Here is a 10,781-nt window from a genome sequence, read left to right as displayed (position 1 = left end):
GTGCGATCTCACGGATCGGCAGTTTCTGTCGCAGGGCCATCCGCCGGATGACATTCAAAAGTCCCATGTGGATCACTCCTCGGCCCCCCGTCGCTCGCTGCGGTGGGAGAAGGGTCACATGGGGCAATTCTCAATGAAAATTATCCCGTCTACCGGGTCACGTCTCGACGGAAATCAACAGGAGGGGAGCGGCTGTGCCCATCAAGGCCTCCTTGCCTCAAAATTAGCAAAGAAGGCGTCCACGAGACATGGGGCTATTCAGACACAACTCGCGCTGGGGCGCTCATTGTTCTAAGTCCATAGCCAGTCGGTTGCGATCTGTTGCGCCTCATCGACAGATTGGCGTAGACACTACAACGACGATCGACCCCACAGCGCCATTGGATACAATGTCCCGAGCGCACTGCACCTTCCCGGCGGCGTCTTCAGCCCGCCGCCCCGACCACGGCCGAAAGCTCCAGCTTCGAATGGTCCATAATTGATAGGCAGAACACAAGTGATAGCGAACGGTGCATTGTGCGGCGAGGAAGAAGGTACCTCGCCGCAAGCTTGTCTACTCTCCGCCGTTAGTGGCGCGGTCATTCTGCCGAGCTTTGCGATCGCCGGCCTCCCGGTTCTGTCCGCCTGCGTTCGGCTCATTTGAGCGCTTCATCTGTTTAGGGTTTAGGACAGGATCAGCATTCGCCATCTTGTCCTGCTGCGCATTTTGCGCAACGTTGTGTTTTTCGTTTTCCTCTTTCGGATCGAACTTGCCGGTCATAATGAGGCTCCTTCATCGAATGAGTTCAAGGAATATTGCGAGGCGTGAACTCTGGAAGATCCTTCAACTGATCTTTGGTCCAGTTGGTGTGGCCGTGCACTACGCCATCTTCGCCGCGCATAAGGTCGAGGTCTTTCGCTCGGATCTCGACAGGTTTTGCGCCAATTCCTAGGAATCCGCCGACATCGACCACCACAGTAGCTTCGGCACCGGAACCGTAAACTTCGGAAATCGCGCCAACCTGGCTATCGTCTGGCCCGTAAACTGGCGCGCCATTCAGGATAGCCTCCGTAAGCTCACTATCGTTCAGGCGGACATGATTGGTATGATCCATCTCATTCTCCTTTCTCGATTTCGTTACGGGTCAGGAACCGCTGCAGATCCTTTTTGTTCCTTCACGCTAGCGCGATCGCTCGCCGGCTGGCCGAGTAATTAGCCAAACCTGCAGCGGCTCAAATCGGATAGCCTGCCTATTCTGAAGAAGGTCGCGCCCGAAAAAATTCCGCGCCTAAGCTGCTATCGTAGCGAGTCAAGCGGCTGCGGTCGAAGTTCAAGTCTATCTCTCCGTCGGCATTGACCGCAGATGCGCGCGCACCGCGAGAGCTCGGTTCGAACTTAAATCGGGCGCTAGAGTTTCTGGTGTAACCATTGCTGGCTTATGCTGCAGATCAGCGCATCGAGCACTGCACCTTTCGAAGTCAAAGAGGGCGCGGCGCTAATTACAGCTTCTAGCGCGTGCTCTGCCCCCTCGAAACTGGATCGTTTGAAGCTGGAGTTTTCGGCTAACGTTTCCCTGGCTGGGAATGGAGCTGAGAACGATGAAGGCATCTAAGTTCACCGAGGCGCAAAAGGCGTTTATCCTGAAACAGGGCGAGGAAGGCACATCGGTTGCGGAGATCTGCCGCAAGGCCGGGATCGGGCAATCGACTTACTTTGCCTGGAAGAAGAAATACGGCGGGTTGCTGCCGGACGAGATGCGACGGCTGAAGCAGCTTGAGGATGAGAACGCGCGGTTGAAGCGGATCGTGGCAGACCTGACGCTCGACGGGCAGATGTTGCAGGATGTTGTGCGGCGAAAGCTCTGAAGCCGGAGCGGACGCGTGAACTGGTTCGCGGGATGTGCGCAGACTGGGCAGTCTCGATCCGCAGGGCGTGTGGGGCTCTGAGGTTTGACTGCTCAAGCTACCACCACAAATCCCGTCGCACCGATCCGGCAGAGTTGAAACGGCGGATCCGGGAGATCTGCGAAACGCGAGTGCGCTATGGCTACCGTCGCGTTTACGTCGTCCCCGAGCGAGAAGGCTGGGAGGTCAGCATCAAGATGGTCTATAATGTATACAGAGCGTTAGGCCTGCAGTTGCGAAACAAGACGCCAAAGCGGCGTGTGAAGGCGAAGCTGCGTGACGACCGTGTGGAAGCCGTCGGTCCGAACGATGTCTGGGCGATGGATTTTGTCCACGACCAATTGGCTCTGGGCAAGAAGCTGCGGATCCTGACCATTGTCGATACGCATTCCCGCTATTGTCCGGCGACCGATGCGCGCTTCCAGTATCGTGGCGAGGACGTGGTCCAGACGTTGGAACGGATCTGTCGCAAGATCGGTTATCCGAAGACGATCAGGGTCGACAACGTCCTAGGGCGGGAAGCAGTGGCCGATTTTGGCATCAGATCTCGGGGCTGTCGTGTGCACGACTGCCAGCATAGGATTGCCCAAGCGGGCTCCGCCGTCAAGAATTGGTCTCTTCCTTAGCAAATACAGGGTCAGATCTTGCTGCCCTCACCGTCCTTAAAACGAGATCCTAAATTCCAAGCGGAAGGCCCGAACATTATCTACGAGGTCGCGCTAGGCGCCTCCACGGCCAGAAGTGAGAGAGGTCCTTCCGCCTGGGCTCACCCCCTCGAAGAAGGGGCGATAGGGTTCGCCGGATTTGATCACGGCGTGAATGGTGCGCGCCATCTTGGCTGCAATGGCAGTATAGGCCTTGCGGCGCAGATCGGGGTTGCGGCGATCAAGCGAGATGTAGCGCTCGAACTTGTCGCGAAAGCTGTTGGCGGGCTTGAGAACTGCGGCCTGCCCGGCGATCCATAGAGTGCGGCGCAGGCGGGCGTTGCCATATTTGGACAACTTTGTCCGGCCTCGGAAAGAGCCCGACTGGACCGTGGCCAGGTCCATGCCGCAGAACTTCAGGAATTGCCGATTATGACGGAAGCGTCGCAGATCACCGGCTTCGGCCAAAACTGCAAGAGCATTGATGGGCCCAATACCGGGGATGGAGATGAGCAGCCTATAGTCTGGGTGATCAGACAAAAGCTCGACAGCCCTAGCCTCGATTGCGTTGCGGTGCTGGATGAGGGCCCGTCCCTGTGACAGCACCAGCCGGAACATGCGAATTGCATCCGAGTCTGGATCGACAGGCAAACCCACGGAAGTCCTTGATGTCTCGTAGATATCAGCCAGAAGCGCGGCCTTACCCACCTTACGCCCAATGATCGGCCACGCCTTTGCCATGAACGTTTCCTTGGCCATAGCCGTGATCATATGGGGGGACGGCCAGGCCTCCAAAAAGGCCAGGAACCAGTCGCCGCGCGAACTACGATGGAAACGGTCGGCCTCGGGGAAGTAGAGCGGCAGGTAATGGGTCAGTATCCGATGCCACAGCTCGGTCTTCGCCTTGGCTACCATCTCATAGGTTTTGGAGATCTCCTGGATATCGCAGGTGCCCGCGACCAGCGGATCGTGGAAGATCTGCACCGCACCGATCTCCAGCATGCGCAAAATGACCTGAGCGTCCTTCGGATCATTCTTGTCCCAGGAATTATGCAAGGCTTCGCGGGTCCTTGCCAAGGCTACGGACGAGACCAGATTGAGATGGAAGCCGGCGCGGCCAAGCGCGAACATCAGAGCGCGGTGATAATTGCCCGTGGCCTCAAAGCCGATCGTGACAGGCAGTCCGAAGCTGGACAAGACATCTATCAGGCGCGCGAAGCCCTCGCCCGTGTTCAGGACAGTCATGCGCTTGCGCCGGGACTTTCCAGGCACCGCAATCAGCACTTCATGACGGCTCTTGGAAATATCGATGCCTACCAAAACGCGGGCATCCTGCATATGCTTCGACTTGGCCATAGTTGGTCTCCTCTGTGGTGTTGGTTCGCAAAACCATCATAGAGACCTGAGTGCCGGTTATGGCCACCTGCTACGCGATTTGAAGGCTGCGCAGGCCGCCATAACCTCGATCGGCGTTGTCTTCCCAATATGCTATGGCAGCGAATTCATCTCGCGCGACCTTGATCTATCGGCCTATGCCAAGGGCGTCACGCTCGACTTCTCCCGGCCCGGAAAACCCACGGACAACGGTTTCCTTTTACGTCGGGGAAAACAGTCCCCCGGACTGTTTTCTGATCCCTCCTCACCTTCAACAGCAAGCTCTGGTCAGAATGCCTGAACGCACACTGGTTCATGAGCCATGCGGACGCGGCCGAAAAGCTGGAGGATTGGTGCAGACACTACAACGACGACAGACCCCACAGCGCCATCAGCTACAACGTCCCGAGCGCACTGCACTTTCCCGACGGCGTCACCAGCCCGCCGTCATGACCAAGGCCGGAAACTCTGGCTTCAGGTGGTCCAAAATCGGTAGGCAGAGCAATAACCAACGGGCTCCGGTCACGGCTGGATGAAAGTTCAGTGGCAGGTCACGGATGTCGTCTTGCAAGCTCTGCTCATGGCTGTCTGGCGGCGAAAGCCGAAGGGAAAGGTGCTGATCCACTCCGATCAGGGCAGCCAGTTCACCAGAATGGATTGGGCTGCGTTGCCTCACGCGCCCACAAGGATCTAAGGGAATACCGATGACCCTCCTCAAGCTGCTCGAGCAGGTTGCAGCGGCCAGAACTGGCGTCGACGGGCTTGAGCTGGTTGCCTCGGACGGGCGGCGGTTGATGCTTCTGGTTGCCGGAGGGTAAACAAGCCGCCGACGCGGGAAGAGATTGTCTCGAAAATGCGTCGCGTTTTCGCCTCGTGCCGCTTGGGAACCAGACGCCGCTCGAAGCGCGCCGGACGCTTGAGCAATTTGAGGGCTCCGCGTCCGCCGCCGTGACCACGGTCGAAAGCTCCGGCTTCAGGTGGTCCAAAATCGGTAGGCAGAGCAGGGGGCAGGTCAAGGGCTCTCCACGTCAATGCTGTCGTTGCCGCCTCGACCTCGCGCCAGATAGGATCAGGAACGGCAGCTTTGCGGACGGAGCTGCCCTTCGTTCCTGGGCCAGGAAGTTACCGATTGTGGTCTTTGTCGCGCAGATGTCGCCGAAGACAGTCGAATCGCTCACCCTGGGGCAGCAAATCAAAAACCGTCTTGCCATCCAGCCCATGAACATGGGGATCAGCCCCTTCTGCAAACAGGGTGTAAATCGCATCCGGGCCTGTTTCAGGATAGGGTGCATGCCCCATCATCGGCGTGTAGCCTCGACTATCCAATGCATTAATGTCAGCGCCATGAGACAGCAGCTTACGTATGGCTTCGGGATCACCTGTCAGGTGCAGAAGCGTCTCGCCCTCAGGGCTTCGTGCATCGGGATCTGCTCCGGACGCGATCATCAAGTCAATGATTGGGGGCTCTGGGAGCATAGATTGCTCGAGGAATACCGGCCAGCCGGAGGGCAGCTTCGCAACTGCAAGACCGGGATCTCATTGAAGACATTCGCGAACGACCTGCTCATCTGCGTTGTGCAGAATTTCTGCGAAGTTTTCAACATCAGCTTCGGAATGCATCAACCCCGCCCAGTCATCCTGAAAAATATGGCAGCCTGTAGTGTCCCCGTCCAACGCTCCAGAGAGGGTGTCAGACAAAAGGCTGCCGGGCCCCAGGAAGAATACGAAAGGCAGGATTTTAAGACATCCCATGAAGACGGGCTTTCATTGGTGGCTCCAGACAGCATGTGTCCTTACCCCCATTCCCCGTTGCGGTCGTTCACCATGGTCGCTAGAATTTCGGGGGGCTGATGCAGCCTGCCGCTCGCGTCCGAATTCGGAATGGTGAATGCATTCGTTCTGCATCATGATCTCTAACCTTGGTGGGCGGATCGTCGGCAATGCGAGCACTGGCACGCGAAAGCGTTTCCGCCCTATGGGGAACAGAACATGCACAGCTTCATGGATGCCAAAATTCTGGCAAAAAATCTCCGTCACTCGCTAGCCAGCAATGGAGTAGAGCGTTCGCACAGCGAGTGCTTGGAGCTTATTGCCGAGCAGTTCGGGTTCAGGGACTGGAACCAGCTGTCTGCACACATCGCCGCTACTGATAGTCGTATGTCAGCTGACAATCCTCCTCTGCCAAATGGCTGGAAGATAACGCGACATACGGATCGCACATTTTACCGGATCGGTATTAATGCGTCGCAACCCGGGGTTGCGCAGATAGCCTGCCGCGTTGAGCGAAACTGCGGTATCGTCCTACCGGCCGACAGTTTCGGGGTGATGATGCAGAGCATTTCCGCAGCGCCGTATCGTGGACAAAAAGTGGCTCTCGCGGCGATGATCCGTACTGATGATGCGGATGCAGCATCACTATGGATGCGCGTCGATGAGGCCCTCGGACAGGCACTCCGGTTTGACAACATGCTGGATCGCGCTAGCGACGGTGTTTTGCGCGGCACTAATGAATGGGTAGCCCGCCGCGTGGTTCTTGACGTTCCGGATAACGCTGCCAGCATCCACTATGGCTTGCTGCTCAACAATCACGGCAGCATGCGCGTAAAAGAACTTAATTTTGGCGAGGCGCAGGCAGATTGGCCTGTAACCGTGGGCGTTGGTAAGATGCTTGAGAAGCCAACAAATTTGGTTTTCTCAGGGCAGTAACTGCAAATGGCAAGTCCTGTCTACGGACTGCCTTCCCACTCCAGTGACCGCTTTGTCCGCATAGCAGACCGTCCCTGCGCGTACGGGCTGTGTCAGGACTTAGCGATAGCTTTCGGAATGCTGCATAGCGGCACCTGATGGTGCCGACGGGCAGAAGAGGGCCGCGTTCTTCGATCCCCAGCCGTCAACCTTCCGGCACAACGCAGAAGCTGCGGGACGAGATCGGGTTGTGCCAGCAGCGTGTATCCGCCTCGGTCACGGGATCTTCCGTCCTGACTTCGTTCAGCCTCCAGATCCCGTTCCGGACATAGGTCACGCTGCGGTCGCCGTCCGGCCAGACATAGACATTCAACCCGATCTGTTCGCGGGTCTTATGCATCTCTGCCGAGGCCTGATAGAAGATGAAGCCTCGGCAGGGCTTTGCCGAAGTCACCTGGCCTGATGCGTTGCGGACCTGGCAGGCGAACGCGTCGTGGGGCAAATTGCCGATGCTCCACTCCTCCAGAAGTTTCGTGTTGGCCGCGCAGGCCTGTACGATACCATCCATGCAGCCCATGTCGAAGGCGCGCGAAGCCTCGGATAGCACGATCTGTGGCGTGGGATCTTCACCATCTTCGCGATGGGCGAAAGCGAGGGGCTGTGCCGTCGTCTCGCCACGGCGAACGCTGTCGATTAGCATCGAGCCATAGATGAGGCAGGCTTCGCCATCGGTCGTGTTGACATGATGATGAAAGCAGCCGCGCTGATAGGCGGTCAGCGCGCGGTCCGGATCAGCGGGTTGGCCCAACCCTTGGGACAGAATGTTGCCGGCAAGCTTGCAGCCATAGGGCGCAACCGAGACGTCCGCCGTATCGCAAACGAAGTCGGCCCAGAGAAGCGCCTCGGCCAGGCGCGTTTTCTGCTCCAGTGCCAGCTTTACCGCGTCATAGCAGGCCGAGGCGTCTTGATCGTTTCCGGAGGCCATCAGCGCCTCGCAAGCCGAAGCGCGCACCCGAAGCGCACCCTGATCGTCGCCGCCCTCGGTCATCGCATCCGCAAGCTGGGCGCAGGTATTGCCTGCATCCGCTTGGTCACGCCCGCTGCGGCATCCCAAGCGCAGGGCTGCAAGATAGGCCTCCGGGTCATCACGAGCGGGGATGGTCACGCCCTGAGCTTCATATCCGTCATTGGCGTAAATTCGCGATAGTGGCTCGCACCCCTTGATGTTGGCAGGCGTGCAGGCCGCGATCAGCATTGCTTCTACCGTGTCCAGCCCGTCAGGGGTCCCTAGCGCGGCATAGATGTGCAGCGCCTGGATGCAATCCTGCGAAGATTCGCCATCCGGCGTCAGGCAGGACTGCGCCAGCGTGTCATATCTTGCGCGCAAAGCAGGGCGGGCCTGGGTCAGCATCGGGTCAACGGCCGCACCAAGGCTGTCGCAGATGCTGTCCTTGGTGCCTTGGGCATCACACAGAGCAATGGCGCGGGCGGCGGCGGCGTGACGTTCGACCGTAGGCCAGAAATTTGGCAGTTTTGACAGCGTGCCGCAAGCCGCAGGATCGCCCGCCGCGCATCCACTGGTCAGGAAGGTGCTGGCCTGATCCACTCGCGCCGAATCCAGCGCGGTGGAATCGCCGTAAGTCAGGAAATCGCGGTACAGGTAATATGCGGCTTTGCAGTCGCGCTGATTGGGGCCGCGCGGACCCTGGGTGCAGATCTCTGCCTCGATCCCCGCCAGCGCAAAGCGTTCATTCGCAGTTGGTCCGTTCCCCCGTGCAGTCGTCACCGCGCTGAAACCCTCCTCCAACGCCTCGCAGATCCAGCTGATGCCTTGCTGACAGGCGTTTAGATTGGCGGCAAAATTCGATGCCGCCTCGACCAGCGAAGGCGTTCCGCCCGCAGCCGTCCCGCGCGCCTGCAGGACACAGCCAACGCGGTCCTGTGCATCGCAAAGCAGCTTTGCCAGTTCCGTCGTGACGCGGTCGCCAGCCGCCGCACTGCCGGCAAGGGCCTGAGCCCGTGCAAGTTCCAGAGTATTGTCCTGCCGGTTGATCGCCAACCGGCACCCCTCCAGATCGCCGGCCATGCAGCCCAGCAGGCCGTAACGTGTAACAACGGCCGGACCACCGTCCGGGCCTTCAATTGTGTCATAGATATGGCTAGCAAATGCGGTGCAAGCCGGACCAAGGCCAAGATCGCAGGCGTGTTTCACCCCGGCGGGATCCCCGACCTGCCGCGCTTCGGCCAGCAAAGTCGCGGTATCCTGCGACCGGCCCCTCTCCACCTCGGTAAAGCCTGTTGCCTCGTGGACCAAAGCGGCGCGGAAATCGGCGCCGGAGGCACAGAAGCTGTCCTGTGGCAGCTGGTCCGACAGGCGGATGATCCGGTCACTGGCTCCGGTGCTCAGCAAGCCCAGCACCAGCGCATAGCGGCCGGTATCGAGGCGATACCCCGACGCAGAAGGCGCGAATGCGGGCAAAGACGCGGCAAGATCGTTCAGCCCTTCAAGCGTATCTTCATACCCAGCGACAAGGTGGCAGGTGTTCGGGGGGGCCAGATAGCTGGCAGCCCCATCGCCGACGGGGGCGGCAGGCGGCGCGGGACAGAAATGCGTGACCTCGGCCACCGGCAGATACCCAACCGCCCGCTCGAGCCCCTTGCCGGTGGCGTAGTCCAGCGCGAACCAAGCCGCAGCACCGGGACCGAATGTGACATCGCGCAGCAAGACCTCGTCCCCCGCCGCGAGCTTGCCCGTTTGCCTCCCTTCCGGCGCAGCGAAGATGGGTTGCGCGGCACAGACGTGGCGGACTTCGAGCGGCTGATGCGCTGCAAGATCTTGGGACTGCGCGGGGACCGCGACCCCCACGAGCAGCAAGATCACGGCAGGCAAGGTGATTTTGGTCATCAAACGTCGCCAAAGCTATTTCGTTGGGGTCCGCCCAGACACCGCCCGCGGATGCCTGACAGAATGGACCTGAATGCGGCCGGTTCCAAGCACTCAGACTCAGCATCCAGCATTCTTCCGCCGCGCCGCATGGCATATGCTTCTGGCCCGGATCCGGCATGGCTGTTCGTGGTAGACTTGTGTGCTACAGGAGGAAATTGGAAATGCGGATGGATACTCCTGTGCAGAAACTTCTTCTTGCTATCATTGGGCTGCGGCTATCGGCAGTTTGCCGGGGCGCGCGTCAGTGCGGCAGATTTGGCGCGATGCGAACAGCTGGTCCGCGACCAGAGTGCAAACGACGCCGAAGCCCTGTCGCTCCTGCTGCCCAAATGCCGCGATATCGGTATGGTCGCGATGATGGATGCGCAGGCGTCGGGCGATGACGCGCAGGCGGCAGCCCGCCGAATATCTGCAGCCAATCAGGGCGACCTAAACGCACATCTTCTCGATTGGGCGGCGATTGGCGCGGGGCTGGTGGCGTTGCTCGGAGCGGCAGTCACAGGACGCATACGCAGCTGATCCGGAGGCAAGGATGAGCAAAGTGCCCCGCCGGATATGGCTGATGATCGCGATGGTCATCATCGGTATCGCGCCGCTGGCCTCGGTCCCCCGTCGCTCGCTGCGTTGGGAGAAGGGTCACATGGGTCAATTCTTAATGAAAATTATCCCGTCTACCGGGTCACGTCTCGACGGAAATCAACAGACTGACGCCCGCGGGCCTTGCGGATAAACTTGGGAGGCCCGCCCGTTACGGCAACCGGCGCGGCACGAAAATGTACGCCGAGATCAACGTCCTTCGCCGCGCCATAGCGACCGAGGGCACGCCCGCGATCCAAGAGCCATGGGATCTTGTAAGGAGCACATCGACTTCGCCTATGGGCAGGTGGCGGAACAGGAGTAATTCAAAATGACCAGAGGCTCATTTTAATCACATCTTTTCAAGCTAACCTGCTTATGGTTGTACATTTGTCAATGAAACATCCCTTGCGCGAACTAAGTGACATCATGACGAGCACAATCATCATCAAGACTGCTGAGAAAGAAAAATTCCGCCGAAACATTGAACAGCTCTCGAAGGCCATAGACGGCCTGAAAGATGCGCTCGAGAAGGCGGAACCTCTTGCCATCTCAGACGCTGCTTATCGCGTCATTGCCCCATATGAGTGTTGATTTCTGTCGAGACGTGACCCGGTTTTTCCACCGAGAACTGACCCACCTTTAGATTATGCGAAGCGGGTCATGTTTGG

General features: G+C 59.0%; 9 protein-coding genes and 3 pseudogenes. 7 read left to right on the top strand and 5 right to left on the bottom strand.

Annotated elements, in window-relative coordinates; all coding sequences use genetic code 11:
* Positions 1–316 precede the first annotated feature (316 nt).
* Positions 317–478 (top strand): integrase core domain-containing protein, encoded by a 162-nt coding sequence (locus ACFFUC_RS12755; protein ID WP_377686756.1) that lies wholly within the window; start codon positions 317–319, stop codon positions 476–478.
* Positions 479–553: 75 nt separating this feature from the next.
* Here the strand turns inward: ACFFUC_RS12755 and ACFFUC_RS12750 are convergent, their stop codons facing one another.
* Both ACFFUC_RS12750 and ACFFUC_RS12745 read right to left on the bottom strand, forming a co-directional pair.
* Positions 554–760, bottom strand: coding sequence for a hypothetical protein (locus ACFFUC_RS12750; RefSeq protein WP_377686754.1), 207 nt, complete (start codon positions 758–760; stop codon positions 554–556).
* 25 nt (positions 761–785) lie between these two features.
* The gene (locus tag ACFFUC_RS12745) at positions 786–1,094 is read right to left on the bottom strand and encodes a PRC-barrel domain containing protein (RefSeq protein WP_377686752.1); all 309 of its coding nucleotides are present in this window, start codon (positions 1,092–1,094) and stop codon (positions 786–788) included.
* 484 nt (positions 1,095–1,578) lie between these two features.
* Here ACFFUC_RS12745 and ACFFUC_RS12740 point away from each other — a divergent pair.
* Positions 1,579–2,387: pseudogene (locus ACFFUC_RS12740) on the top strand (IS3 family transposase); the annotation flags it as partial.
* Positions 2,388–2,603: 216 nt separating this feature from the next.
* On the opposite strand, the gene ACFFUC_RS12735 reads toward ACFFUC_RS12740, so the two are convergent.
* Complete coding sequence (locus ACFFUC_RS12735; RefSeq protein WP_377686750.1) at positions 2,604–3,884, bottom strand: IS110 family RNA-guided transposase; 1,281 nt, start codon at positions 3,882–3,884, stop codon at positions 2,604–2,606.
* 136 nt (positions 3,885–4,020) lie between these two features.
* Between ACFFUC_RS12735 and ACFFUC_RS12730 the strand changes: the two are divergent.
* Both ACFFUC_RS12730 and ACFFUC_RS12725 read left to right on the top strand, forming a co-directional pair.
* A pseudogene (locus ACFFUC_RS12730) lies at positions 4,021–4,355 on the top strand (integrase core domain-containing protein); the annotation flags it as partial.
* A gap of 94 nt (positions 4,356–4,449) precedes the next feature.
* Positions 4,450–4,563, top strand: a pseudogene (locus ACFFUC_RS12725) (IS3 family transposase); the annotation flags it as partial.
* 461 nt (positions 4,564–5,024) lie between these two features.
* Here the strand turns inward: ACFFUC_RS12725 and ACFFUC_RS12720 are convergent.
* Positions 5,025–5,378 carry an ankyrin repeat domain-containing protein gene (locus ACFFUC_RS12720; protein WP_377686748.1) on the bottom strand — a complete coding sequence of 118 codons (354 nt, stop codon included), beginning with the start codon at positions 5,376–5,378 and terminating at the stop codon, positions 5,025–5,027.
* A gap of 513 nt (positions 5,379–5,891) precedes the next feature.
* On the opposite strand from ACFFUC_RS12720, the gene ACFFUC_RS12715 reads away from it, so the two are divergent.
* Complete coding sequence (locus ACFFUC_RS12715) at positions 5,892–6,608, top strand: glyoxalase superfamily protein (protein WP_377686747.1); 717 nt, start codon at positions 5,892–5,894, stop codon at positions 6,606–6,608.
* A 184-nt stretch (positions 6,609–6,792) separates the two neighbouring features.
* Here ACFFUC_RS12715 and ACFFUC_RS12710 read toward each other — a convergent pair whose 3' ends face one another.
* A complete protein-coding gene (locus ACFFUC_RS12710; protein ID WP_377686745.1) occupies positions 6,793–9,492 on the bottom strand; it encodes a hypothetical protein in 2,700 nt (899 codons plus the stop codon).
* Positions 9,493–9,555: 63 nt separating this feature from the next.
* Here ACFFUC_RS12710 and ACFFUC_RS12705 point away from each other — a divergent pair, with 63 nt between their 5' ends.
* Both ACFFUC_RS12705 and ACFFUC_RS12700 read left to right on the top strand, forming a co-directional pair.
* Positions 9,556–10,053, top strand: coding sequence for a hypothetical protein (locus ACFFUC_RS12705; RefSeq protein WP_377686744.1), 498 nt, complete (start codon positions 9,556–9,558; stop codon positions 10,051–10,053).
* 486 nt (positions 10,054–10,539) lie between these two features.
* Positions 10,540–10,704, top strand: a complete 165-nt coding sequence (locus ACFFUC_RS12700; protein WP_377686742.1) for a hypothetical protein — start codon at positions 10,540–10,542, stop codon at positions 10,702–10,704.
* Positions 10,705–10,781 lie beyond the last annotated feature (77 nt).

This window comes from Paracoccus cavernae (genome assembly GCF_042430175.1).
In the GTDB taxonomy this organism is placed as follows: Bacteria; Pseudomonadota; Alphaproteobacteria; order Rhodobacterales; family Rhodobacteraceae; genus Paracoccus; species Paracoccus cavernae.
This window is presented reverse-complemented; position numbering and strand designations above follow the sequence as displayed.

Excerpts from the sequence above, each read along its gene's own strand:
- ACFFUC_RS12750 (WP_377686754.1), bottom strand. The coding sequence starts at position 760 with ATGACCGGCAAGTTCGATCCGAAAGAGGAAAACGAAAAACACAACGTT.
- ACFFUC_RS12745 (WP_377686752.1), bottom strand. The coding sequence starts at position 1,094 with ATGGATCATACCAATCATGTCCGCCTGAACGATAGTGAGCTTACGGAG.
- ACFFUC_RS12735 (WP_377686750.1), bottom strand. The coding sequence starts at position 3,884 with ATGGCCAAGTCGAAGCATATGCAGGATGCCCGCGTTTTGGTAGGCATC.
- ACFFUC_RS12720 (WP_377686748.1), bottom strand. The coding sequence starts at position 5,378 with ATGCTCCCAGAGCCCCCAATCATTGACTTGATGATCGCGTCCGGAGCA.
- ACFFUC_RS12715 (WP_377686747.1), top strand. The coding sequence starts at position 5,892 with ATGCACAGCTTCATGGATGCCAAAATTCTGGCAAAAAATCTCCGTCAC.
- ACFFUC_RS12710 (WP_377686745.1), bottom strand. The coding sequence starts at position 9,492 with ATGACCAAAATCACCTTGCCTGCCGTGATCTTGCTGCTCGTGGGGGTC.
- ACFFUC_RS12705 (WP_377686744.1), top strand. The coding sequence starts at position 9,556 with ATGGACCTGAATGCGGCCGGTTCCAAGCACTCAGACTCAGCATCCAGC.
- ACFFUC_RS12700 (WP_377686742.1), top strand. The coding sequence starts at position 10,540 with ATGACGAGCACAATCATCATCAAGACTGCTGAGAAAGAAAAATTCCGC.